The sequence below is a fragment of the Rhodococcus koreensis genome, assembly GCF_900105905.1.
GTDB lineage: Bacteria > Actinomycetota > Actinomycetes > Mycobacteriales > Mycobacteriaceae > Rhodococcus_F > Rhodococcus_F koreensis.
Genome location: NZ_FNSV01000005.1, coordinates 1,145,132 through 1,169,297, shown reverse-complemented (window position 1 = coordinate 1,169,297; position 24,166 = coordinate 1,145,132). Strand labels below are relative to the sequence as shown.

Annotated in this window: 25 protein-coding genes; 17 read left to right on the top strand and 8 right to left on the bottom strand. The window is 69.2% G+C overall.

Annotated elements, in window-relative coordinates; translation table 11 throughout:
- Positions 1-99: 99 nt before the first annotated feature.
- Positions 100-1,002 (top strand): pyridoxal 5'-phosphate synthase lyase subunit PdxS, encoded by a 903-nt coding sequence (gene pdxS / locus BLV94_RS10080; protein ID WP_015890540.1) that lies wholly within the window; start codon positions 100-102, stop codon positions 1,000-1,002.
- Between the two features lie 152 nt (positions 1,003-1,154).
- Positions 1,155-1,976, top strand: coding sequence for an acyl-CoA thioesterase (locus BLV94_RS10075; protein WP_072942262.1), 822 nt, complete (start codon positions 1,155-1,157; stop codon positions 1,974-1,976).
- 5 nt (positions 1,977-1,981) lie between these two features.
- Here the strand turns inward: BLV94_RS10075 and BLV94_RS10070 are convergent, their stop codons facing one another.
- A complete protein-coding gene (locus tag BLV94_RS10070; RefSeq protein ID WP_072942260.1) occupies positions 1,982-2,605 on the bottom strand; it encodes a nucleoside/nucleotide kinase family protein in 624 nt (207 codons plus the stop codon).
- 56 nt (positions 2,606-2,661) lie between these two features.
- On the opposite strand from BLV94_RS10070, the gene BLV94_RS10065 reads away from it, so the two are divergent.
- The gene (locus BLV94_RS10065) at positions 2,662-3,516 is read left to right on the top strand and encodes an acyl-CoA thioesterase (protein WP_072942259.1); all 855 of its coding nucleotides are present in this window, start codon (positions 2,662-2,664) and stop codon (positions 3,514-3,516) included.
- A complete protein-coding gene (pdxT, locus tag BLV94_RS10060) occupies positions 3,513-4,121 on the top strand; it encodes a pyridoxal 5'-phosphate synthase glutaminase subunit PdxT (protein WP_072942257.1) in 609 nt (202 codons plus the stop codon). The genes BLV94_RS10065 and pdxT overlap by 4 nt, the downstream gene beginning before the upstream one ends.
- Before the next feature lie 55 nt (positions 4,122-4,176).
- Here pdxT and BLV94_RS10055 read toward each other — a convergent pair whose 3' ends face one another.
- The gene (locus tag BLV94_RS10055; protein ID WP_072942256.1) at positions 4,177-5,097 is read right to left on the bottom strand and encodes a hypothetical protein; all 921 of its coding nucleotides are present in this window, start codon (positions 5,095-5,097) and stop codon (positions 4,177-4,179) included.
- On the bottom strand, positions 5,094-5,450 hold the full coding sequence (locus tag BLV94_RS10050; protein WP_072942254.1) for a GntR family transcriptional regulator: 357 nt from the start codon (positions 5,448-5,450) through the stop codon (positions 5,094-5,096). Before BLV94_RS10050 ends, BLV94_RS10055 begins: the two co-directional genes overlap by 4 nt.
- Before the next feature lie 144 nt (positions 5,451-5,594).
- On the opposite strand from BLV94_RS10050, the gene BLV94_RS10045 reads away from it, so the two are divergent.
- The 10 genes from BLV94_RS10045 to BLV94_RS10000 all read left to right on the top strand — a co-directional run bounded on the left by BLV94_RS10045 (position 5,595) and on the right by BLV94_RS10000 (position 17,068).
- Positions 5,595-6,347, top strand: coding sequence for a YebC/PmpR family DNA-binding transcriptional regulator (locus tag BLV94_RS10045; RefSeq protein ID WP_072942248.1), 753 nt, complete (start codon positions 5,595-5,597; stop codon positions 6,345-6,347).
- 128 nt (positions 6,348-6,475) lie between these two features.
- Positions 6,476-7,045: a crossover junction endodeoxyribonuclease RuvC gene (gene ruvC, locus BLV94_RS10040; RefSeq protein ID WP_072942246.1), complete on the top strand. Its 570-nt coding sequence runs from the start codon at positions 6,476-6,478 to the stop codon at positions 7,043-7,045.
- Positions 7,042-7,644 carry a Holliday junction branch migration protein RuvA gene (ruvA, locus tag BLV94_RS10035; protein ID WP_072942244.1) on the top strand — a complete coding sequence of 201 codons (603 nt, stop codon included), beginning with the start codon at positions 7,042-7,044 and terminating at the stop codon, positions 7,642-7,644. Before ruvC ends, ruvA begins: the two co-directional genes overlap by 4 nt.
- Positions 7,641-8,738 carry a Holliday junction branch migration DNA helicase RuvB gene (gene ruvB / locus BLV94_RS10030; RefSeq protein ID WP_072942242.1) on the top strand — a complete coding sequence of 366 codons (1,098 nt, stop codon included), beginning with the start codon at positions 7,641-7,643 and terminating at the stop codon, positions 8,736-8,738. The genes ruvA and ruvB overlap by 4 nt, the downstream gene beginning before the upstream one ends.
- A gap of 136 nt (positions 8,739-8,874) precedes the next feature.
- Positions 8,875-9,252, top strand: a complete 378-nt coding sequence (gene yajC, locus BLV94_RS10025) for a preprotein translocase subunit YajC (protein WP_072942240.1) — start codon at positions 8,875-8,877, stop codon at positions 9,250-9,252.
- A 145-nt stretch (positions 9,253-9,397) separates the two neighbouring features.
- Positions 9,398-11,068, top strand: a complete 1,671-nt coding sequence (secD, locus tag BLV94_RS10020; RefSeq protein ID WP_072942238.1) for a protein translocase subunit SecD — start codon at positions 9,398-9,400, stop codon at positions 11,066-11,068.
- Positions 11,065-12,291 (top strand): protein translocase subunit SecF, encoded by a 1,227-nt coding sequence (gene secF / locus BLV94_RS10015; protein ID WP_072942236.1) that lies wholly within the window; start codon positions 11,065-11,067, stop codon positions 12,289-12,291. Before secD ends, secF begins: the two co-directional genes overlap by 4 nt.
- A gap of 1 nt (position 12,292) precedes the next feature.
- The gene (locus BLV94_RS10010) at positions 12,293-14,059 is read left to right on the top strand and encodes an ABC transporter substrate-binding protein (RefSeq protein WP_072942233.1); all 1,767 of its coding nucleotides are present in this window, start codon (positions 12,293-12,295) and stop codon (positions 14,057-14,059) included.
- The gene (locus BLV94_RS10005) at positions 14,056-14,589 is read left to right on the top strand and encodes an adenine phosphoribosyltransferase (protein ID WP_072942453.1); all 534 of its coding nucleotides are present in this window, start codon (positions 14,056-14,058) and stop codon (positions 14,587-14,589) included. Before BLV94_RS10010 ends, BLV94_RS10005 begins: the two co-directional genes overlap by 4 nt.
- A 103-nt stretch (positions 14,590-14,692) precedes the next feature.
- A complete protein-coding gene (locus BLV94_RS10000; protein ID WP_072942231.1) occupies positions 14,693-17,068 on the top strand; it encodes a RelA/SpoT family protein in 2,376 nt (791 codons plus the stop codon).
- A gap of 78 nt (positions 17,069-17,146) precedes the next feature.
- Here the strand turns inward: BLV94_RS10000 and BLV94_RS09995 are convergent, their stop codons facing one another.
- Together BLV94_RS09995 and BLV94_RS09990 are read right to left on the bottom strand one after the other, a co-directional pair.
- Positions 17,147-17,941 carry a peptidylprolyl isomerase gene (locus BLV94_RS09995; protein WP_072942230.1) on the bottom strand — a complete coding sequence of 265 codons (795 nt, stop codon included), beginning with the start codon at positions 17,939-17,941 and terminating at the stop codon, positions 17,147-17,149.
- Positions 17,942-17,963: 22 nt separating this feature from the next.
- A complete protein-coding gene (locus BLV94_RS09990; protein ID WP_072942228.1) occupies positions 17,964-18,842 on the bottom strand; it encodes a peptidylprolyl isomerase in 879 nt (292 codons plus the stop codon).
- A gap of 177 nt (positions 18,843-19,019) precedes the next feature.
- Here BLV94_RS09990 and BLV94_RS09985 point away from each other — a divergent pair, with 177 nt between their 5' ends.
- From BLV94_RS09985 to BLV94_RS09975, 3 genes are read left to right on the top strand one after another with little or no spacing between them, the layout of a single operon-like run.
- Positions 19,020-19,700 (top strand): MBL fold metallo-hydrolase, encoded by a 681-nt coding sequence (locus BLV94_RS09985; RefSeq protein WP_174705493.1) that lies wholly within the window; start codon positions 19,020-19,022, stop codon positions 19,698-19,700.
- Positions 19,701-19,715: 15 nt separating this feature from the next.
- Positions 19,716-20,987, top strand: a complete 1,272-nt coding sequence (hisS, locus tag BLV94_RS09980; RefSeq protein ID WP_072942224.1) for a histidine--tRNA ligase — start codon at positions 19,716-19,718, stop codon at positions 20,985-20,987.
- On the top strand, positions 20,950-21,609 hold the full coding sequence (locus BLV94_RS09975; protein ID WP_072942223.1) for a hypothetical protein: 660 nt from the start codon (positions 20,950-20,952) through the stop codon (positions 21,607-21,609). The genes hisS and BLV94_RS09975 overlap by 38 nt, the downstream gene beginning before the upstream one ends.
- Before the next feature lie 4 nt (positions 21,610-21,613).
- Here BLV94_RS09975 and BLV94_RS09970 read toward each other — a convergent pair whose 3' ends face one another.
- The 3 genes from BLV94_RS09970 to BLV94_RS09960 are packed head-to-tail and all read right to left on the bottom strand — an operon-like array spanning position 21,614 to position 24,104.
- Positions 21,614-23,011 (bottom strand): hypothetical protein, encoded by a 1,398-nt coding sequence (locus tag BLV94_RS09970; RefSeq protein ID WP_072942221.1) that lies wholly within the window; start codon positions 23,009-23,011, stop codon positions 21,614-21,616.
- Positions 23,008-23,337: a type VII secretion target gene (locus tag BLV94_RS09965; RefSeq protein WP_072942219.1), complete on the bottom strand. Its 330-nt coding sequence runs from the start codon at positions 23,335-23,337 to the stop codon at positions 23,008-23,010. The genes BLV94_RS09970 and BLV94_RS09965 overlap by 4 nt, the downstream gene beginning before the upstream one ends.
- Before the next feature lie 59 nt (positions 23,338-23,396).
- Positions 23,397-24,104, bottom strand: a complete 708-nt coding sequence (locus BLV94_RS09960; protein WP_072942217.1) for a TetR/AcrR family transcriptional regulator — start codon at positions 24,102-24,104, stop codon at positions 23,397-23,399.
- Positions 24,105-24,166: the final 62 nt, after the last annotated feature.

Here is a 24,166-nt window from a genome sequence, read left to right as displayed (position 1 = left end):
GACTGGCGTTCGTCCTAGAATCAAGTACTGCAGCGTGAACGTCGTCGCTCACGCATGCCGCTATCGCAATCAATCCACGCCACACCTCAGGAGTTCGCTGTGAGCACCCCCGACACCACCCCCACCACCGGTACGGCGCGCGTCAAGCGCGGCATGGCCGAGATGTTGAAGGGCGGGGTCATCATGGACGTCGTCACCCCCGACCAGGCGAAGATCGCCGAGGACGCCGGTGCCGTCGCGGTGATGGCACTCGAGCGGGTGCCCGCGGACATCCGCGCCCAGGGCGGCGTGTCCCGGATGAGCGACCCGGACATGATCGACGGCATCATCTCCGCCGTGTCGATCCCGGTGATGGCCAAGGCCCGGATCGGGCACTTCGTCGAGGCGCAGATCCTGCAGTCGCTCGGTGTCGACTACATCGACGAGTCCGAGGTCCTGACGCCCGCCGATTACGCCAACCACATCGACAAGTGGAAGTTCACCGTTCCGTTCGTCTGTGGTGCCACGAACCTTGGTGAGGCGCTGCGCCGGATCACCGAGGGTGCGGCGATGATCCGCTCGAAGGGTGAGGCCGGCACCGGGGACGTGTCCAACGCGACCACCCACATGCGCACCATCGGCGGGGAGATCCGCAGGCTGACGTCGCTGAGCGAGGACGAGCTGTACGTGGCGGCCAAGGAGCTGCAGGCCCCGTACGACCTGGTCGTCGAGGTCGCCAAGGCCGGTAAGCTGCCGGTCACCATGTTCACCGCCGGCGGCATCGCCACCCCGGCGGACGCGGCGATGATGATGCAGCTCGGCGCGGAGGGTGTGTTCGTCGGTTCCGGCATCTTCAAGTCGGGCAACCCGGCCGAGCGCGCCGCGGCGATCGTCAAGGCGACCACGTTCTTCGACGACCCGGACGTCCTCGCGAAGGTTTCCCGCGGGCTGGGCGAGGCGATGGTCGGCATCAACGTCGACGACATCCCCGTCCCGCACCGGCTCGCCGAGCGCGGCTGGTGACCTCCGCGATCGATCTGTGATCGATCGCTCTCCCTCTGCACTGAGTTCGCCCGCACCGCACGAGGCCCCGACCAGGACCTCGTGCGGTGCGGTGCACCGGTGCCCGGGACCGTGGGAGAGTGTCAGCGGACGAGCATCGGAAGGGGCCGTGGATGGCGACGATCGAAGAGATCCTGGAAGTGGAACGCCTCGAGGAGAACATCTTCCGGGGCATAGCGACCGAGACCATGCTTCCCCGCACCTTCGGCGGGCAGGTGGCCGGTCAGGCGCTGGTGGCGGCGGTCCGCACCGTCGACCCCCGCTTCGCGGTGCATTCGCTGCACGGATACTTCCTCCGCCCCGGAAATCCCACGATGCCGATCGTGTACCTCGTGGACCGCATCCGGGACGGCCGCTCGTTCGTCACCCGGCGGGTCAGCGCCGTTCAGGACGGCCAGGCCATCTTCACGATGTCGGCGTCCTTCCAGGTCGACGACGTGGGCATCGAGCACCAGGACGAGATGCCCGTGGTCCCGCCGCCCGACAATCTGCCGTTCACCGGCGAATCCGACGACCCGGAGATCGCCTGGCTGGCCCGGGAGTGGTCCGACTGGGACATCCGGATCGTCGGACACGGCGAGGTCGACCGCATCCGCGGTGCGGCCGCCCAGCAGCAGGCGTGGTTCCGGTCCCGCAGGACGCTGCCCGACGACCCCGTCTTCCATGTCTGCGCGCTGGCGTACATGAGCGACATGACGCTCATCGGTTCCGCGATGACCCCGCATCCCGGTGTCGAGATCGACAGTGCCTCACTCGATCACGCGCTGTGGTTCCTGCGCCCGTTCCGGGCCGACGAATGGCTGCTGTACGACCAGACGTCGCCCGCCGCCGGCTTCGGCCGGGCTCTCGCGCAGGGACGGATCTTCGACCGGAAGGGGAACCTGGTCGCCGCCGTGGTGCAGGAAGGGCTGACCCGGTTCCTGCGCACGACGTGAGCGGCTCAGCGGCCTGCTCGGACCGCGGGTTTCGGCGGATGGTCGTACCGCACCAGCAGGTCGGGTTCGCCGGTGACGTCGGCGGCGCGGCGCAGCAGTGCGGGCACGGTCCATCGTTGATCGTCCGGAGTACGGCGCCGCAGGGCCCCTTCACTCAGGTGGAGTTGCACGGTGACGTCGAAGTCGAGGTCCCGGCCGAGCAGCATCGGGCCTGTCACGAGAAGCACCTGCCCGTCGGCGGCGGGCACGCGGGCGCAGCGGGCGGAGCGATCCTCGGCCTCGTCCCACAGCCGCGGCAACCACCGGCGGTCGGCGCGGACCGACCGCACCACCTCCCGGTTCAGTGCGTCGTAGTCGAACCAGAGCGTGCGGTAGCTGAGTTCGTCGTCGCGTCCGTGCTCGAACCGCAGGGAGGCGGGCCGGACGTAGTCGTGGACGGACACGACGTCGCAGGGCCGGCCCTGTTCGCGCAGCGACGCGCAGATCGCGTCCGAGAGGGGGAGCGGCTGCGCGGCGTCGGGGGCATCGATCGCGACGACGGCGGTGCCGTCCACCGCGAGACAACGCTCGGTGACGAGTGCGACGAGACCGTCCGGGCTCGTCGGTGTGAACATCGTCATGGCACCCATGGTGCCTCGAGCCCGAACCGTGCGGATAACCTTGACCAGGCACAGAAGGAGGGCGGATGGCGAGCATCGAGGACATTCTCGAACTCGAAGCGCTGGAGAAGGACATCTTCCGCGGGTCGGTTCATCCGTCCGTGCTGAAGAGGACGTTCGGCGGGCAGGTCGCCGGTCAGTCGCTCGTCTCCGCCGTCCGCACCGTCGACGAGAGATTCGAGGTGCACTCCCTGCACGGGTACTTTCTGCGCCCCGGAAATCCGGCGGAACCCACCGTGTACCTGGTCGACCGGATCCGGGACGGCCGGTCCTTTTGCACCCGGCGCGTCACGGGCATCCAGGACGGCAAGGCGATCTTCACCATGTCGGCCTCGTTCCACTCGCAGGACGAGGGCATCGAGCACCAGGACACGATGCCGTCGGTCCCCGAGCCCGAAGAGCTCGTCGACGCACAGACCGTCGAGGAGATGGCCGCCACCGATCTCTACCGGGAGTGGAAGGAATGGGACGTCCGTATCGTTCCGGCCGACTGCACCAGGAAGACTCCCGGAATCGCCGCGCAGCAACGCGTGTGGATGCGTTACCGCAACACACTGCCCGACGATCGGGTCTTCCACATCTGCACCCTCGCCTACCTCAGTGACATGACGCTCCTCGGCGCGTCGAAGGTCCCGCACCCCGGAGTGGTCACCCAGACTGCGTCGCTCGACCACGCCATGTGGTTCCTGCGCCCGTTCCGCGCCGACGAGTGGCTGCTCTACGACCAGACCTCACCCTCCGCCGGCTTCGGCCGCGCCCTCACCCAGGGCCGCATGTTCGACCGGAACGGCACCATGGTCGCCGCCGTGGTGCAGGAGGGGTTGACCCGCATCCAGCGCGATCAGGACCTGCGCGACATCGAGACAGGAAACATGGCATGACCCGTCCCCTCGTCGGAGTGCTCGCCCTGCAGGGCGACGTCCGTGAACACCTTGCTGCACTGAATGATTCGGGCGCCGACGCCGTGGGCATCCGTCGCCCGGAGGAGCTCGAGAAGATCGACGGCCTGGTGATCCCGGGCGGTGAGTCGACGACGATGAGCAAGCTGCTGCAGATCTTCGAACTGCTCGAGCCGCTGAAGGCCCGCCTGCGCGACGGGTTGCCCGCCTACGGGTCGTGCGCCGGGATGATCCTCCTCGCGAGCGAGATCCTCGACACCCGGCCCGACGCCCAGCACCTCGGCGCCATCGACATGACCGTGCGCCGCAACGCATTCGGCCGTCAAGTCGATTCCTTCGAGTCCGACCTCGAATTCGAGGGCATCGTCGGCGACCCGATGCGGGCCGTGTTCATCCGGGCCCCGTGGGTGGAGCGCGTCGGCGACGAGGTCCAGGTCCTCGCCCGGGTGCCCGAGTCGGGTGGCGCGGCCGCCGGACGCATCGTGGCCGTGCGGCAGGGTTCCGTGGTGGCGACGTCGTTCCACCCGGAGGTCACGGGGGATCGGCGAGTGCACGAGTTGTTCGTCGACATCGTCCGCGGGGTCTAGGGCACCTTCCCCGATCCCCGTTTCGGCGCTCCCGAGAGGGATCGGGAGACACGCCCTAACCCGCCGGACGGGGTGCGGCGAGCGAGTTGAGGAGCGCCGCACCCTGAGCGGCGCCGTCGACGGTGACGGCGAACGGGCGGCCGCCGGCGCGGGTCACCACGATGCCCTCGCCGCCGCGGATCACCACCGCGGTTCCGCGCGGTGAGAAGCGGTATCCCCAGCCGCCCCAGTCCCCGGGGCGGATCTCGGTCACCTGCGCCTCGTCGACCGCGTCGAGTGGGATGTGCCGCCAGCGCACGTTCCACGACGCGAGGCTCAGCCCGGTGCGGTCGACCTGCACGGTCACGGAAGCGAAGGCGCCGCCGGCGACCACCAGGACGAGGAACAGCGCCGCGAGCCAGAGTGCGCCCACCAGCGCGGACACGAGCGCGGCGACGGCCATGGCGAGAGCGAGCACGCCCGCCCAGCGCCCGCGCGCGTATCCGGTCCAGGACGCGCGTTCGCCGGGCGCCAGGGGGACGGGCAGTGTCGGCGCGGGGCCGTTCTCCGTGGCGTGCGACGGCCGGGGGAGCAGGACGAACGTGGCGACCGCCCACAGGATTCCCAGCAGGGGGATCACGATCCACCAGCCCAGCGTCGCCGCGCCGGGCGAGCCCGCACGGACGGTGGCGGCGACGCTGACGATCCACGTCGTGGCCACCGTCCACCCGGTGAACACGGTGGCGGGGAGCCAGAGCGCGGCGTCGGTGCGGATCCGGGCCGCGGCGACGCCGGCGGTGCCCGCGGCGATTGCGCAGACGGCGAGGGCGATCCAGAAGTAGGTGGTCGTGTCGCTGAAACCGTCGGGTCGGGTGCCGGACCAGTGGCTGGCCACCACCGGCGGCAGATCGCCGCCCCACGCGAGTCTCGCGATCACGAGGGCGAGGAGGGGTACCGCCGAGGTCGCGGCGAGGAGGCGCGTGCGGGAGGTCGTCATCGTTCGGTGGTCTCCTTGATCACGTCGAGCATCTGTTCGGTGTCGAGTCCGAGGCGCCGTGCCTCGGCGACGAAAGTGCGTGCGGCTTCGGTCAATCCGGTACGAATCGGGTCTGTGTCGGCGCGGACGACCGCGCCCCGGCCCCGGCGGAGGTCGATCAGCCCCTCGTCGCGGAGGGTGGCGTAGGCGCGCAGCACCGTGTGGAGGTTGACGTCGATGGACTCGGCCAGTGCCCGGGCGGAGGGCAGCCGGTCGCCCGCGCCGATCTCGCCGCGCAGGAACGCGCCGCGCACATTGGCGGCGATCTGTTCGCCCAGTGGGGTGCCGGAGCTGTGGTCGACTCGCATCAACATGTTTGCATTCTATGCAAACAATGGTGACTTTTGCGAGTTGTTACCCCGGGATAGCGCAGGGGTGGCCGGGCTGCGGGTAACATCGTCAAAGCTGAAACCGCGCAGTCGGCGTGCCAAAAGCAGCAGGAAAGGGGCTTGAATCGCATGAGCGGCCACTCCAAATGGGCCACCACCAAGCACAAGAAGGCTGTGATCGATGCCAAGCGTGGCAAAGCCTTCGCGAAGCTGATCAAGAACATCGAGGTGGCGGCCCGTACCGGCGGTGGCGACCCTGCGGGAAATCCCACCCTGTACGACGCTATCCAGAAGGCCAAGAAGACGTCGGTCCCCAACGACAACATCGAGCGCGCCCGCAAGCGCGGCGCCGGTGAAGAAGCGGGCGGCGCCGACTGGCAGACCATCATGTACGAGGGCTACGGACCCAACGGCGTCGCCGTCCTCATCGAGTGTCTGACCGACAACCGCAACCGTGCGGCCGGCGAGGTGCGGACCGCGATGACCCGCAACGGCGGAAACATGGCCGACCCGGGTTCGGTGTCCTACCTGTTCGCCCGCAAGGGCGTCGTCACCCTGGAGAAGGGCGACCAGACCGAGGACGACGTGCTCATGGCGGTCCTCGACGCGGGCGCCGAAGAGGTCACCGACCTGGGCGAGACGTTCGAGATCGTGAGCGAGCCCACCGACCTCGTGGCCGTGCGCAGCGCTCTGCAGGAGGCGGGCATCGACTACGACTCCGCCGAGGCCGACTTCCGCGCATCCGTCGAGGTCCCGGTCGACGCGGACGGGGCCCGCAAGGTGTTCAAGCTCGTCGACGCACTCGAGGAGTCCGACGACGTGCAGAACGTCTACACCAACGTCGACCTCTCCGACGAGGTGCTCGCCGAACTCGACGACTGATCGCACGGCGCGGGGCGGGGGAGCGGTGCTCGCCCGCCCCGCGCCGTCCTGCGTGTTGGTGCGCCGCCACGTCCGACCCCACGGCTAAGCTATCGAACAGCTGTTCGGCGTGGGAGAGGTGGCTTTGCGTGCGTGTGCTGGGTGTGGATCCCGGTCTGACCCGGTGCGGATTCGGAGTGGTGGACGGCGGCAACGGCCGCACCGTCACCCCGGTGGCCGTCGGCGTGGTCCGAACCCCGGCAGACCTCGAATTGTCGTCACGACTGCTGCGGATCTCCGAGGCCGCCGAATCGTGGATCGATCTGCACCGGCCGGAGGTCGTGGCGATCGAGCGGGTGTTCTCCCAGCACAACGTGCGCACCGCGATGGGTACCGCGCAGGCGGGCGGCGTCGTCGCCCTCGCCGCCGCGCGTCGCGGCATCGGCGTGTGTTTCCATACCCCCAGTGAGGTCAAGGCGGCCGTCACCGGAAGCGGATCGGCCGACAAAGCTCAGGTGACGGCGATGGTGACACGCATCCTCAAGCTGGCGGCCGCGCCCAAACCGGCCGACGCCGCGGACGCGCTGGCCCTGGCGATCTGCCATTGCTGGCGGGCGCCGATGATCGAACGCATGGCCCGCGCCGAGGCCGCGGCCGCCGAACAGAAACGTCGCTACCAGGCCCGGCTGGCCGAAGTGAAGAAGGCAGGTACACGATGATCGCGTCCGTCCGCGGCGAGGTGCTCGAGATCGCCCTCGACCATGCGGTGATCGAATCCGCGGGAGTGGGATATCGCGTGAACGCGACCCCGGCCACCCTCGGCGGGCTGCAGCGGGGAACCGAGGCCCGGTTGGTCACGGCGATGATCGTCCGCGAGGACTCGATGACGCTGTACGGGTTCCCCGACTCTGAGTCCAAGGAGTTGTTCGGGCTGCTCCAGACGGTGTCGGGTGTCGGTCCACGCCTGGCGATGGCGACACTCGCCGTCCTCGAACCCGAGGCGTTGCGGGCCGCGCTCGCCGAGGGCAACGTCACGGCACTCACCCGGGTGCCCGGCATCGGCAAGCGCGGGGCCGAGCGGATGGTCGTCGAACTGCGCGACAAGGTCGACGCGGTCGCGTCCACGTCCGGGGCGGTGCCGCTCGGCGCGGGCGGCGGCGGATCGATCCGCGATCAGATCGTCGAGGCGCTCGTCGGGCTCGGCTTCCCGGCCAAGCAGGCCGAACAGGCCACCGACTCCGTCCTCGCCGAGGCCCCCGAGTCGACCACCTCGTCCGCGCTGCGCTCCGCCCTGTCCCTGCTCGGGAAGACCAGATGAATCCGGAACCCGGCGGCGACTACGACGACGAGTCCCCGGTCTCGGCCGATCTCGTCGCCGGCGACGGCGACATCGAGGCCAGCCTGCGGCCGAAGAACCTGCACGATTTCATCGGGCAGCCGCGGGTCCGGGAGCAGTTGCAACTCGTCCTGACCGGCGCCAAGATGCGCGGCGGCACCCCCGACCACATCCTGCTCTCCGGACCTCCCGGGCTGGGAAAGACCAGCATGGCGATGATCATCGCCGCCGAACTGGGTTCCTCGCTGAGACTGACGTCGGGTCCGGCGCTCGAGCGCGCCGGCGACCTGGCCGCCATGCTGAGCAATCTCGTCGAGGGCGACGTGCTGTTCATCGACGAGATCCACCGCATCGCCCGTCCGGCGGAGGAGATGCTCTACCTCGCGATGGAGGACTTCCGGGTCGACGTCGTGGTCGGCAAGGGTCCCGGCGCCACCTCCATACCCCTGGAGGTCGCGCCGTTCACCCTGGTCGGGGCCACCACCCGCTCGGGGGCGCTCACCGGGCCGCTGCGCGACCGGTTCGGGTTCACCGCCCACATGGACTTCTACGAACCGGCGGAGCTGCAGCAGATCCTCATGCGATCGGCGGGCATCCTCGGGGTGCAACTCGGCGAGGAGGCCGGCGCCGAGATCGCGAGCCGGTCCCGGGGCACACCCCGCATCGCGAACCGCCTGCTCCGCCGCGTCCGCGACTACGCCGAGGTCCGCGCGGACGGCGTCGTCACCCGCGAGATCGCGCACGCCGCCCTCGCCGTGTACGACGTCGACCAGCTGGGACTCGACCGCCTCGACCGTTCCGTCCTCAGCGCCCTGGTGCGCAGCTTCGGCGGCGGCCCGGTCGGGGTGTCCACCCTGGCGGTCGCGGTGGGTGAGGAGCCCGCCACCGTCGAGGAGGTGTGTGAGCCGTTCCTCGTCCGCGCCGGAATGATCGCGCGCACACCCCGCGGCCGTGTCGCCACCGCGGCCGCGTGGATACAACTGGGCCTGACCCCGCCGCCGGACGCCGTGACCGGCGGAATCGAGGTTCGCGTCAACGAACCGCAGGCCTCCCTGTTCGATCCGGAAGACCCCTGATCGACTCCCGGAGAAACGCCCGCCTCGTGCCGACCGAACCGGTGTCCGGGCCGGTGATGGCACACTGGTGTATTGCATCGGTCCAACCGGGACCAGTGCTTCGGACCGTGCGACATACCTCGAGGTTGACTTACAGATGGATTTTCTCTTCCCGCTCCTGATTCTGGCGCTGCTCGTCCCGATGTTCCTGGGGATCCGCCGGCAGAAGAAGGAGGCGGCCAAGGTGACCGTTCTGCAGGACTCGCTCTCGGTGGGCGACCGTATCCTCACGACCGCCGGTCTGCACGGCACCGTCGTCGCGCTCGGCGACGACACGATCGACCTCGAGATCGCTCCCGGCGTGGTCACCACGTGGTCGCGTCTCGTCGTCCGCGAGCAGATCGTCGACGCCCCGCTGCAGGGTGACGGTGCCATCGACCACGAGTCGATCGACGCCGACGCCCCCGCCACCGACATCGTGCGCGAGGATCGTGAGAACGGCGGCGACACCACGCCGCGGCTGAACAAGGATTGATCGACGCTTCCGCGCGGCACCCGCGCAACCGTCGTGTCGCAGGCGCCCCGGGCGCGGTGACCGGGGCACAGCCCTGCGTCCGCCTGGTCCGGTGCGCTGTGAGCGTTCCCACCCGAACTGCACGTACTGAGGAGACATAGAGATCGTGGCACCTTCCACAGGATCGGTGCATCCCGTCCGCTACCTCACCGTTTTCGCGGTGCTCGTGGCGGTTCTGTATGCCCTGGTGTTCTTCACCGGCGACAAGTCCGCGACACCCAAGCTGGGCATCGACCTGCAAGGTGGGACCCGAGTCACCCTCACCGCGCGCACCCCGGACGGCAGCAAGCCGACGCCGGACAGCCTGCGGCAGGCGCAGGAGATCATCGAGACCCGTGTGAACGGACTCGGCGTGTCCGGCTCCGAGGTGGTCATCGACGGCGACAACCTGGTCATTACCGTCCCCGGCGACGACAGCGCCCAGGCCCGGTCGCTCGGCCAGACGGCGCGGTTGTACGTCCGCCCCGTCCAGACGTCGCAGGCCGCGGCCGCTCCAGGCACGCAGGCGCCCGCCGCCGGTGAGACGCCGGCCCAGGCGCCCGCAGGAACCGAGACTCCCGCGCCGCAGAACCGGCCGTTCCCGGCACAGGACCCGTCCACGTCACCCGCGCCCGCCCCCACGGCGGAACCGGCGCCCACCGACGAGTCCGGGACCGAAACCGCCGAGGCGGCTGACGAGATCGCGGCCGCCCGGGCCACGCGCCAGAGCACCGACCCCGCCGTACAGCAGCAGGCCATGGCGACCCTCGACTGCAGCGTGCCCGACCCGTTGCGCGGCAACGACGACCCGGCTCTGCCGCTGGTTGCGTGCTCCACCGACGGTCAGGCCGTGTATCTGCTCGAACCGGCGATCATCGACGGCCAGGAGATCGCCGACGCGACGTCCGGGTACAACTCCCAGCAGTCGCGGCACGAGGTGAGCCTGACGTTCAAGTCCGAGGGCAGCAACACCTGGGCCACGTTCACGTCGCAGAACATCGGTAAGCAGGCCGCGTTCACACTCGACTCCAAGGTGGTGAGCGCGCCGGTCGTCCAGGGCGCGACACCCGCAGGCAGTTCGACGTCGATCACCGGTTCGTTCACCGCGGACAGCGCGAAGGAACTCGCGAACACCCTGAAGTACGGTTCGCTGCCGCTGTCGTTCGCGGCGTCGGAGGCCGAGACGGTGTCCGCGACCCTGGGTCTCGCCTCGCTGCAGGCCGGTCTCATCGCCGGTCTGGTGGGTCTGGTCCTGGTGCTGCTCTACTGCCTGCTCTACTACCGCATGCTCGGAGTGCTCACGGCGCTGTCCCTGGTCCTGTCCGGTGTGATGGTCTACGCGATCATGGTGCTGCTCGGCCGGTACATCAACTTCACCCTCGATCTCGCCGGCATCGCCGGTCTGATCATCGGCATCGGCATGACGGCCGACTCGTTCGTGGTGTTCTTCGAGAGAATCAAGGACGAGATGAGAGAGGGACGCAGTTTCCGGTCCGCGGTTCCGCGCGGCTGGGCGCGTGCGCGCAGGACCATCCTGTCCGGTAACGCGGTCAGCTTCATCGCCGCCGCGGTGCTGTACATCCTCGCGATCGGCCAGGTGCGCGGGTTCGCGTTCACCCTCGGCCTGACCACCATTCTCGACGTCGTCGTCGTGTTCCTGGTGACGTGGCCGCTGGTCCACCTGGCCTCGAAGTCGCCGTTCTGGTCGAGGCCGGGCGTCAACGGACTGGGTGCCGTGCAGCAGATCGCCAAGGAACGCAAGGCTGCCGCAGCGTCGGCGAAGGAGTCACGAGTATGAGCGAATCGACCACGTCGTCCAAGTCTGCGTCGCAGACGGACCCCGAGTCTTCGCTGTCCGATTCGGGCGTCAACCAGACATCGATGCCCCGGCACAGCTGGCTGTCCCGGCTGTACACCGGAACCGGCGCCTTCGAGGTGGTCGGCCGCCGCCGCTTCTACTACATCCTGACCGGCACGATCGTGCTGATCTCGCTGCTGAGCATCCTCGTCCGTGGATTCACCCTCGGTATCGACTTCGAGGGTGGATCGCGGATCCAGTTCCCCGCGGGCGACGGGGTCGACACCACACAGGTGGAGAACGTCTACTCCGACGCGCTGGGAATGGACCCCGTCTCGGTGCAGACCGTCGGCTCGGGTTCGAGTGCGACCGTGCAGATCCGCTCGGAGGCGCTCGACGCGGCCCAGGTGGTGAAGCTGCAGAACGCGCTGTACGACGAGTTCCAGCCGAAGGACAGTGACGGCACCGTCAACGAGAACGTGATCAGCGTCGCCGACGTCAGCGAGACGTGGGGCGGGCAGATCACCCAGAAGGCGCTGATCGCGCTGCTTGTGTTCCTCGTGATCGTCAGCGTGTACATCGCCGTCCGGTTCGAGCGCGACATGGCGATCGCCGCGATCGTCGCATTGTTCTTCGACATCGCCGTCACCGCCGGTGTGTATTCGCTCGTCGGCTTCGAGGTGACCCCGGCGACCGTCATCGGCCTGTTGACGATTCTCGGATTCTCGCTCTACGACTCGGTGGTGGTGTTCGACAAGGTCGAGGAGAACACCCGGGGAATTCTGCATCTGACCCGACGCACGTACGCCGAGCAGGCGAACCTCGCGGTCAACCAGACGTTGATGCGCTCCATCAACACCACACTGATCAGCGTGCTGCCGGTGCTCGCGCTGATGGTGGTCGCGGTGTGGATGCTCGGTGTCGGAACGCTGAAGGACCTGGCGCTGGTGCAGCTCGTCGGCATCATCGTCGGTGCGTACTCGTCGATCTTCTTCGCGACACCGTTGCTGGTCACCCTGAAGGAGCGGTGGGGTCCGGTGGCCGCGCACACGCGGAAGGTCCTCGCCCGACGGGCGACCCTGGCCGAAGGCGGAGCGCAGAAGGCCGGCGCGCCGGCGACCGCATCCACCCCGGAGGCGGCCGTGCCGCGTTCCCGAACCGCGTCGACCGCACCTGCTCCGGGCTCACGTCCCACCGGGAAGCGCAACAAGAAGAGGCACTGACATGCCCGCATCGCACAGCACCCGGCGCGGTGCGCCCACCCGACGCGGCCGGACGGCGGCCGTGTCGGGTGCCGGTCTCCTCACGGCCGTGCTCCTCGCAGGCACCCTCGTCGGATGCGCCGAGGAGGGCGAGCAGATCCCGTCGATCGGCTACGCCATCGACAACACCGTCACCACCTACAACGCGAACAGCGTCGCGGGTGCGGTGTCGGGGGCGCGTCAGGCGTTCGCGCGGGTCCTGCCCGGGTTCAACTACACCGGGCCCGAAGGCGGACCGGTGGCCGACACGGACATCGGCACCGCCAACGCGATGCCCGGGGACGCCCTCACCATCCAGTACAAGCTGAACCCCAACTCCGTCTACTCCGACGGCGTCCCGATGTCCTGCGACGACCTGGTGCTCACCTGGGCGGCGAACAGCGGCCGCTTCACCCGCCGGAACGACCAGGGCGCGACCGTCCCGATGTTCGATGCGGCGAGTACCGCCGGCTACACGGACATCGACCGGATCGACTGCCAGACCGGTGCGAAGGATGCCGTCGTCACGTTCAAGGCGGGACGGAACGTCACCGACTGGAAGTCGCTGTTCGGTGCGACGTCGATGATGCCGGCGCACGTCGTCGCCACTGCCACCGGTGTCCCCGACATCGTGTCCGCCGTGCAGAATTCGGACACCGCGGCCCTCACGCGCGTCGCGGACTTCTGGAACTCCGGATGGACGATGACACCGGGCGACCTCGATCTCACGCTGTTCCCGGCATCCGGCCCCTACAAGGTCGAATCGTTCTCCGCGGACGAGGGTCTGGTGCTGGTGGCCAACGACCGCTGGTGGGGGAACCGTCCCGCCACGTCCCGGATCGTGGTGTGGCCCAAGTCTTCCGACATCAGCGCGCGGATCGGTGACGGTGCGGTCGAGGTCGTCGACGTCGCCGCGGGATCGACGCCGGATCTGGACCTCGGCGGGTTCGAGGTGACCGAGGTGGCCTCCCGCAGCGTCGAGCAGTTCGTCTTGTCCACCTCGGGGCTGTTCGAGAACGCGGCGGGACGGCGGGCGTTCGCGGCCTGCCTGCCCCGCGACGAGCTGGCGACGAAATTCGGGCTCGCCGCGGAACCGGACGCGGACGGCGCCGGCTCCGGCGGTCCGGTCGGCACGCGGGTCACCGCACCCGACAGTCTCGTCCACCAGTCGGTGGCCGGCGCTGTCGGCGGCCGGTACGAGACGGCGGACACGGCGGCGGCCACCGCCGCGCTCGCCGACACCGACAACACGTCGGCGACCGTCCGGATCGGATACCTGGGCCCGAACCCGCGGCGCGCCGACATCGTGTCCGCGGTCGCGGCGGCATGCGCCCCGGCCGGGATCACCGTGCAGGACGTCGCCTCGCCGGAGTTCACACCGTCGATGCTGCGCGGCGGGCAGGTGGACGTGGTGCTCGCGGGGACGGCGTCCGCCCCCGGTGCGGCAGGCACCGCCGCGGCCACCACCGCGATGTACGCCCTCCGCAGTGGAAACGGATCGAACTTCGGCGACTACAGCAACAGTCGCGTCGACCGGATCGTCGATCAGCTCGCCGTCGACGACTCGACCGCCACCCAGCTGTCGCTGTCGACGGAGGTCGAGAACATCCTGTGGTCGGACGTGCCGACGGTGCCGCTGTTCGACCAGCCGCGAACCGTCGCGTTCGCGTCGGGTCTGCAGGCGGGAACGGTCAATCCGACTGTTTCGGGCGCCGCGTGGAACATGGACAGGTGGGTTCTGCGCCGGTGATCGATCATTCCGCGGCCCGTGACGCCGTCACCCGGCTCACCCGGTGGGCCGACGACTTCCCACAACCCGGCGTGCGGTTCGCCGATCTGACGCCCGTCTTCTCCGACGCCGACGGTTTCCGTGTCGTCGTCGACGCCCTGGCCGCGTGCGCGCCGGCGGCGGAGGTGATCGCCGCCGTCGACGCGCGGGGGTTCCTCCTCGGCGGCGGCGTGGCCCGGGAGCTGGGATCCGGTGTGGTGGCCGTGCGGAAGTCGGGCAAACTGCCGCCGCCCGTGCTGTCGCAGTCGTACACCCTCGAGTACGGAACGGCCACGCTGGAGATCCCGGACGGATCGATCGGCCTGGAGGGGCGTTCGGTTCTCGTCGTCGACGACGTCCTCGCCACCGGCGGCACCCTCGACGCGACGGCGCGGCTGGTGGAATCCGCAGGTGCCCGCGTGATCGGCATCGCCGTGGTCCTGGAGATCGCCGCGCTGGGCGGCCGCGAGCGCCTCGGAAAGTACCCGCTCACGTCCCTCGTCACGGTCTGAGTACTAAAGTTGGGCCTGGTGGTCGTCACGGCCACCGGGGCGCATGCCCGAGACCAGCCAGGGCCCCAGAGCCCGAGCCATTTCAGTGGTAGGAGGTGACGGCATGACTTCGAATCTTGATCGGTCGCAGAACACGGGAACACCCGCGTCTGCGCAATCCGATGCCGAGTCACCTGCAGCGAACCCGGCTTCCGGTAACAACCGTGGAGCACAGGGATTCGCCGTTCCGGCGTCCGCATCGCGCCGGGTACGAGCGCGACTCGCCAGGCGCATCACAGGTCAGCGGAACACGACCATCCGGCCGGTTCTCGAACCCCTCGTCAGTCTGCATCGCGAGCTCTACCCCAAGGCGGACCTGGCGCTCCTGCAGCGCGCCTACGACGTTGCCGAGGAACGGCACGCCAGCCAGCGCCGCAAGTCGGGCGACCCGTACATCACGCATCCGCTCGCCGTCGCCAGCATCCTCGCCGAACTGGGGATGGACACGACCACCCTGGTCGCGGCCCTGCTCCACGACACCGTCGAAGACACCGGCTACTCCCTCGACCAGCTGACCGACGAGTTCGGCGAAGAAGTCGCGCACCTCGTCGACGGCGTCACCAAACTCGACAAGGTGGTGCTCGGCAACGCCGCCGAGGGCGAGACCATCCGCAAGATGATCATCGCGATGGCCCGCGATCCGCGCGTGCTGGTGATCAAGGTGGCCGACCGGCTCCACAACATGCGGACCATGCGGTTCCTGCCACCCGAGAAGCAGGCCCGCAAGGCCCGCGAAACGCTCGAGGTGATCGCGCCGCTGGCCCACCGGCTCGGCATGGCCACCGTGAAATGGGAACTCGAGGACCTGTCCTTCGCGATCCTCCATCCCAAGAAGTACGACGAGATCGTGCGGCTCGTCGCCGACCGGGCGCCGTCCCGCGACACCTACCTGGCGAAGGTGCGCGCGGAGATCAACGCGACCCTGACCGCGTCGCGGATCAACGCGGTCGTCGAGGGCAGGCCCAAGCACTACTGGTCGATCTACCAGAAGATGATCGTCAAAGGCCGCGACTTCGACGACATCCACGACCTGGTCGGGGTGCGGATCCTGTGCGACGAGGTCCGCGACTGTTACGCGGCCGTCGGTGTCGTCCACTCGCTGTGGCAGCCGATGGCCGGCCGGTTCAAGGACTACATCGCGCAGCCGCGCTACGGCGTCTACCAGTCGCTGCACACCACCGTCGTCGGACCCGAGGGCAAACCCCTCGAGGTGCAGATCCGCACCCACGACATGCACCGGACCGCGGAGTTCGGCATCGCTGCGCACTGGCGGTACAAGGAGACCAAGGGCAGGCACTCCGGTGACGTCGCCGAGGTCGACGACATGGCGTGGATGCGTCAGCTCCTCGACTGGCAGCGTGAGGCCGCCGACCCGGGTGAGTTCCTGGAGTCGCTGCGCTACGACCTCGCGGTCAAGGAGATCTTCGTCTTCACCCCCAAGGGCGACGTGGTGACCCTGCCCGCCGGGTCGACGCCCGTCGACTTCGCGTATGCGGTGCACACGGAGGTCGGGCACCGCTGTATCGGCGCCCGGGTCAACGGCAGGCTGGTGGCGCTCGAACGCAAGCTCGAGAACGGCGAGGTGGTGGAGGTCTTCACCTCCAAGGCCGTCAACGCCGGTCCGAGCCGCGACTGGCAGACGTTCGCCGTGTCGCCGCGCGCCAAGACGAAGATCCGGCAGTGGTTCGCCAAGGAACGCCGCGAAGAGGCGCTCGAGGCGGGCAAGGACGCTATCGCGAAGGAGGTGCGGCGGGTCGGCCTGCCGCTGCAGCGCCTGATGAACGCCGAGTCGATGGCGTCCATCGCACACGAACTGCACTACACCGACGTGTCGATGCTGTATACGGCGGTCGGCGAGAGTCACGTGTCGGCGCAGCACGTCGTCCAGCGTCTGGTGGCCCATCTGGGCGGGGTCGGCGACGTCGAGGAGGAGCTGGCCGAGCGGTCCACCCCGTCGACCATGCCGATGCGTCCGCGGAGCACCGGCGACGCGGGTGTGCTGGTTCCCGGCGCGGAGGGCACGGTCGCCAAACTCGCCAAGTGCTGCACACCCGTTCCCGGCGACGAGATCATGGGCTTCGTGACCCGGGGCGGCGCGGTCAGCGTCCACCGGACCGATTGCACCAACGCCGGCTCCCTGCAGGAGCAGTCGGAGCGGATCATCGAGGTCAAGTGGGCGCCGTCCCCGTCGTCGGTGTTCCTGGTGGCCATTCAGATCGAGGCGCTCGATCGGCACCGGTTGCTGTCGGACGTGACGAAGGCGCTCGCGGACGAGAAGGTCAACATCCTGTCGGCATCGGTGACGACGTCCGGCGACCGGGTGGCGATCAGTAAGTTCACGTTCGAGATGGGCGACCCGAAGCACCTCGGGCACGTGCTGAACGTGGTCCGCAACGTCGAGGGCGTGTACGACGTGTACCGGGTGACGTCCGCCGCCTAGCGCTTGTTCCCGGCGACGAACGGGACGGTCGTTCGAGCAGATCGAACGACCGTCCCGTTCGTGCGGTCGGGTGCGGGGTCAGCCGACCTTCGCGGTCTCGATCTGTACCGGGGTGTTGGGCTTGCCGCCGCCTGCGGACATGGATCCGTCGTCGCCGTCGGCCGCGATCTTCTCGACGGTCGCGAGGCCCTCCTCGGAGATCGAACCGAAGACGGTGTAGTTGGGCGGGAGCACCGAGTCGGCGTAGACGAGGAAGAACTGGCTGCCGTTGCTGCCGGGCTGCCCGCTGTTGGCCATCGCGACGGTGCCGCGGGGGTAGACCACCGGATTCGCGAGTGCCGGATCGTTCGGCGCGAACGCGGTCTCGGGGTACTCCGTGTCGAATCCGTAGCCCGGGCCGCCGGTGCCCGCCCCGCTCGGGTCGCCGCACTGCAGCACCTGCAGACCCACTTCGGTCGTCAGCCGGTGGCAGGGGGTGTCGTCGAAGTACCCCTGCTGGGCCAGGCTCGTGAAGCTGTTCACCGTGCACGGGGCCTCGGCGCGGTCCAGGACCAGGCCGATCGGTCCGGCGCTGGTCTGGAGATCGACGGGAACCGTGCCCACGGTGGACACACCGGACGTGGGCGGCGGGGTGACGTCCTTGACGGCGGGCCGCCCCGCCGGGTACGTGCAGTCCACGGTGGCCCCGGCGGGAGCCGGGACCGCGGGGAGCGTGCCGAACTTGGACAGGTCGAGCGACTGCTCCGCCGCGCTCGTGGCGGCCGCCTTCGACGAGGTGCTGGTCGACGAGCCGCCGGAGTCGGACGAATCCGAACAGCCGGCGAGGAGGACCGCGAGGCTCACGCCTGCGACGAGAATCGAGGTGCGTTTCATCGGTCCATCCTCACACGTGACGTCAGTCCATCCGGACGGACGTGATGTCGATGGGCAGGTTCGGCTTGCCGCCGCCGGCCTGCATCGATCCGTCGTCACCGGCCGCCGCCACCTTCTCGATGGTCGCGAGACCGGTCTCGTCGACCTTCCCGAACGCGGTGTACTGCGGGGGGAGCTGCGAATCCGCGTAGACGAGGAAGAACTGGCTGCCGTTGCTGTCGGGCTGACCGCTGTTGGCCATCGCGATCGTGCCGCGCGGGTAGGTCACCGGAACCTGCAGCGCCGGATCCGACGCCTCGTACTGGTCGGTGGGGAATTCGTTGGCGAACCCGTAGCCCGGACCGCCGGTGCCCGCGCCGGTGGGATCGCCGCACTGCAGGACCTTCAGTCCCTCGGACGTGACGAGCCGGTGGCAAGGGGTGTTGTCGAAGTAGTTCTGGCTCGCCAGGCTCAGGAAGTTGTTGACCGTGCACGGGGAGTCGGCGTTGTCCAGGACCAGACCGATGTTTCCCTGCGTCGTCTGCATGCTGACGCTGACTTCCCGGAGCGTGGTGTCGATCTCGTCGGTGCGCGGCGGGTTAACCTGCTTCGCCGGCGGCTGACTGTCGGGGGTGTACGTGCAGGACACCTTCTCGGGCAGCGGTTCGGACCGGCCTGCGGGCATCACACCGGGCGACTGCGGTGACGCCGACACCGACTCCGCCGCCGATGCCTCCGTCGCCTCGTCGTCGCCGCGGGTGAGGGAGAAGACGACGGCGCCGGCGGCCACCACGAGCACGACACCGAGCACCGAACCGGCGATGGTCAGCTGCTTACGCTTGCGTGCTCTGTCGGCGCGGCGTTCGAGCTGACGCTCGAGCTTTCGTTTCGCTGCTTCCCGGCGCTGCTCGTTGCTCGGCACTGCGGTGGTCCTCCCGTGTCGGTCTGGCTGGAAGTCGGTCGATAGGGCCGTTGGCCGGTGCGAACTGCCCCCGGCACACGACCTCCAGAGTCTGCCATCCGAACCTGAGAACATCCTGGCGGGGCGGCGGCTTAGGCTGTAGCGACTGCAATGACCACTCGAACAGGAGCGTCGCGCGTGCTCGTCACAGGATTCCCGGCCGGGATGTTTCAGACCAACTGCTACATCCTCGCGCAGGACGATGCCCCGGAGTGCGTCGTCGTCGACCCAGGGCAGGATGCCGCCGAACCGTTGTTCGAGTTCCTGGACCAGTCGAATCTGACGCCGACGGCGGTGCTGCTGACCCACGGACACCTCGACCACGTCTGGAACGCCTACGACGTCTGCGAGAAGTTCGGGATCCCCGCGTACATCCACCCCGAGGACCGCTACATGCTGTCGGACCCCGGCCGCGGCATCGGCCCGACGATGAAGCCGTTCATCGAGGGCATGACGTTCGTCGAGCCCGGTGAGGTGATCGAACTGGCCGACGGCGACGTGATCGAGCAGGCCGGGATGTCGTTCGCCGTCGACCACACCCCCGGGCACACGCAGGGGTCCGTGGTGTTCCGCACCCGGGTCGTCACCGAGAACGGCCCCGTCGAGATCGCCCTCACCGGTGACACGCTGTTCCAGGGATCGATCGGCCGGAGCGACCTGCCCGGCGGCAATCACGAACAGTTGCTGCAGTCCATCGCCGACAAGCTTCTGGTCCTGGCCGACGACACGGCGGTCCTCCCCGGGCACGGCGGTTCGAGCACCGTCGGCGCCGAACGTGGGTCGAACCCGTTTCTCGTTGGACTCCCGGGATCGAAATAAGGAAAAGTAACGACAGTGAGCAAAGCCAGCACCTTCTCCGCCCCCAAGGGCGTCCCCGATTACGTCCCGCCGCAGTCGTCCGAGTTCGTCGCGGTCCGTGACGGACTCACGCGCGCTGCGCGTCTGGCCGGATACGGCCACATCGAACTTCCCATCTTCGAGGACACCGGGCTGTTCGCCCGCGGTGTCGGCGAGTCCACCGACGTCGTCAGCAAGGAGATGTACACGTTCGCCGACCGCGGTGACCGTTCGGTGACACTGCGGCCCGAGGGCACCGCGGGTGTCATGCGGGCCGTGATCGAGCACGGCCTGGACCGCGGCCAGTTGCCGGTCAAGCTGAGCTACGCCGGCCCGTTCTTCCGTTACGAGCGACCGCAGGCCGGCCGGTACCGCCAGTTGCAGCAGGTCGGGGTCGAGGCCATCGGCGTCGACGACCCGGCACTCGACGCCGAGGTCATCGCCGTCGCCGACGCGGGTTTCCGCGGGCTCGGTCTCGAGGGTTTCCGGTTGGAGGTCACGTCCCTCGGCGACGACACGTGCCGTCCGCAGTACCGGGAACGGTTGCAGGAGTTCCTGTTCGCGCTTCCCCTCGACGAGGAGACCCGTCGGCGGGCGGAGATCAACCCGCTGCGGGTGCTCGACGACAAGCGCAAGGAGGTGCGCGAGATGACGGCGGACGCCCCGCTCATGCTCGATCACCTCTCGGACACGGCGAAGGCGCACTTCGACGAGGTGCTCGCGCACCTCGACGCGCTGGGGGTGCCGTACGTGGTCAACCCGCGGATGGTCCGCGGCCTCGACTACTACACGAAGACGACGTTCGAGTTCGTCCACGACGGTCTCGGCGCGCAGTCGGGAATCGGCGGCGGCGGACGTTACGACGGTCTGATGGCTCAGCTGGGTGGTCAGCCGTTGTCCGGAATCGGTTTCGGGCTCGGTGTCGACCGCACCGTCCTGGCGCTCGCCGCCGAGGGCAAGACCGCGGGCTCGACGGCCCGCTGCGAGGTCTTCGGCGTCCCGCTGGGCGAGGAGGCGAAGGCGAAGCTGGTGGTGATCGCGCAGCAGTTGCGCGCCGAGGGAATTCGAGTCGATCTCGCGTACGGCAACCGCGGCGTGAAGGGCGCGATGAAGGCCGCAGACCGGTCCGGCGCCGCGCTGGCGCTGGTGCTCGGCGACCGCGACATCGCCGAGGGCACGGTGGGAATCAAGAATCTCGCCACCGGCGATCAGGAATCGGTGTCGTCGGCGGATGTTCTCGCGCGCGTCGGAGCCATCCTTGGCGCCTGACGACACCGCGCCGGTGTCGCTCGACCTCGTCCCGATCGCGTTGATCGCGCCGCGGCTCAAGAAGGTCGCGGCGATCGCCGTGCTGATCGGTGTCGTGGTCGGCGTCGTCGTCGGGTTCTTCGGCCCGGTGTGGGTCGGCGTGACGGTCGGGGCCGTGATCGCAGTCCCGACCGCCGCGTCCGCGCTGCTCACGTTGCGGCGTCGCATCACGCTGCAGGCCGGGCGGATCCGGTCGACGGGGGGACTGCGCAGCCGGCACGTCGACGTCACCCGCGCGGTGGCCGCGGAACTGGTGGTCCGTTCGGCCCGGGTCAGCGAGGTGAGTGTCCGGATCACGGATCCCGACGGGAGCCTCGCGATTCCGCTCGCCCTCTACACGACGGACGGCGGCCGGGAACTCGAGATCCTCGGGCTCCGCAGGCTGGCGGACGCCCTGACGACTAGCGAGCTGGTACCGGCTGCGGCGATCGCGTCGGTCCTCATCGAGCAACTCCGCGCGGAAGCGCGCGGCGCGGCTCTCCCCGAACGCGCGTTGTTCCGGGCCGTGGAACTGGTGCGTTCGGAGGGCCGCGTGCCCACCACCACGCTCACCGATCACGAGGTGGCGGCACTGCTCGACTGAGTGATCAGCCCCGATCGCCGAACGCGGCGTCGTCGAGATCCTCGCCGCCGATCACGGCGGGCGCGACCATCGGCAGGTCGCCGACGAACGCGTTGTTCTCGCCGGCGTTGACGAGGTAGCTCGGTGTGGACCGGCCGCTCAGCTGTTCGTCGCCGCCGCGCCCCGCGCCCGCCATGCCGGCGCCGCCCATTGCCCCGCCCGGTGCGAGAGGGGACGAGGCGGCCGGAGTGGCGCCGGGTGCCGGAGCGGTGCCCGGTGTCGTCGGGGTCGCAGTCGCCGGGGGCACGACCGCCCCGGAAACCGCTCCGCGGGGTACCGAACTGCTTCCCGCCGAGGTGCTTCCGCCCGCGCCGCCGCCGTACATGCCGATGCCCGCGCCGCCTGCCGTGCCCACCGCGCCGGGTACTCCGCCGACGGCACCGTGTGCCGGGGTGACGGCGGATTTCGCCGCGACGGTGTCGGCGGGCAGATCGGACGAGGAGACACTGGCCGCCTGGGTACTCGCCGACACCAGGTCTCCGACGCCGTCGGTAACGGTGGAGATCATCGGCTTGCCCACGCCCTCGATGACGGTGGACGCGAAAGCGAACGGTGACGTCGGTGCCGCTCCCGCCACGGCTCCGGGTGCCGGGGGCGGCGGTACCGGGACCGGCGCGGCGAGACCGTTCATCGTGAGGGTCTGCTCGTTCAGTTCGGTGCGGGTCTGCGTCACCACTCCGATGGCCGCCTTGATGTGCTCGGCCGCGGACGCGAGAAGCATCGCCTGCCCAGGCGGAGTCATCACCATCGGCGCGGCGGCGACCGCGGTGGCCGCGAACGACTCCGAGATCGTCATCAGGTTCGCGTTGCCCCGCGCCACGGACGCGGCGGCGGTCTGGGTGGTGGTCGCGATCTCCGTGCCACGTTCGCTCAGTTCGGTGCCGCTCGCCTGGGCCTGCACACCCTGGGACTGCGCCGCCTGCGCCGCCTGGCTCTGCCAGATCTGGTCGAGGACCTTCAGACCCGACAGGCTCATCGACATGGCCTGGTCGATCAGGCCCGAGGACATGTCGAGGAGGGACGTCGGGTCGAACGAGCCGAACGTGCCGGTGCCGAAGCTCCCGGCGAGATCGGTGAGCGGCTTGAACAATTCGTCCAGACCCGGCAGTGCGGGCAGAGCGTGCCCCTGCAGCAGTGCCTCGACCGGGTTCGGTGGCAGGGGCGGCAACGACGGCAGGGCCGGCAACGGTGGCAGCTCACCGAGCGGCGCATCCAGCAACGGGCCGAGCGGGGAATTCTGCAGGGCCTCGAGCGGGGTGCTCGGCAGTGGTGTGGCGAGGGCGTCGCCGACGGGCGAGCCCTGGATCAGGTCGAGAACAGATCCGGGCTCGGCGGGATGACCGGCGGCTTCGGGGGAGGTCATGCGAGGCCCCCGAGCCCGTCGCCGACGGCGCCGAGCGCTGCGCTGTTGGCGCCGTCGACGGAGTCGTAGGACCGGGCGGTGGCGTCGGCCGCGATCGCGGTCTGCGCGTAGTGCGTTGCGAGTTCGGCGACCGATGTGGCGTGACGTGCCTGCGCGGCAGCGAAGGACGCGAGAAAGTCGGCTCCGATCGGGCCGAACACGGGCGCGAGCGCCGCGAGATTCGCGCCGAGATCGAGTGCGGCGGCGCTGCTGATCTGTTCGGCGGCCTGCGCAGCGGTGGCGCCGTATTTCCTGATGCCGTCCGTGACGACGAAGACTTCGCTCAAGATAACCCCCCAGTGTTAAGCGTTCGCCAGACTTTATCGCACGGGAACGACATGCCCGGCTAGAGGTGAAGGGGTGTTCCGCCCTCGGTCTCGGCGAGCAGTGCGCGCGACTTCGCCCGGATTTCGTCCAGCGGGTCCGTCCATCCGAGTGCGCGGAGGCAGGCGTCGGCGAGGAGTCCGGCAGCGCCCTCGTTCTCGGGCCCGGGCAGCAGTCCGCGTTCGATGTCGGCGCGGGTTGCGATGGCGCTCTCGACGATTCGGAACGGCAGGTCGGCCAGGGCTGGGGAGGTGCTGCCGGATTCGCCGGTGATTTCCGTGAGCGCCCGGTCCGCCAGCTGCCGATAGTGCCCGCGGAGCAGGGTGCGCTGGGTGCGGAACGGCTCGAATCGATCGGTCAGCAGTTCCGGGAGAAGGTACAGCGCACCGAGATTCCATCTGGTGGCCGTGAGTTGTGTGACGTCGTAGGTGGCCAGCGCGTGCAGGCGCACCGTGGCGGGGGCGTCGGCGCCGGTGAGCCGCTCGGCGGCGGCGAGCGCGGGGGAGACCGTTTCCTCGAGCAGCGCCGCCAGGATCTCCTCCTTGTTGGGAAAGTGGTGGTAGAGCGACGCCTGCCGGATGCCGACCATCTCCGCGATCCGCCGGGTCGAGGTGGCGGCGAAACCCTTGGTGGTGAACAACTCTCCGGCCGCGTCGAGGATCTCCTCGGGAGTGGTCTGCCCTGGTCTGCGCTGACTGGTCAGTCGGGGTCGTCCCGGCCCTGTGGTCACCGCTCCATGATGTCAGGTCGCGTCCGGAGCCGACCCCGACCACCCTCCGTGAGGGTTTCGTC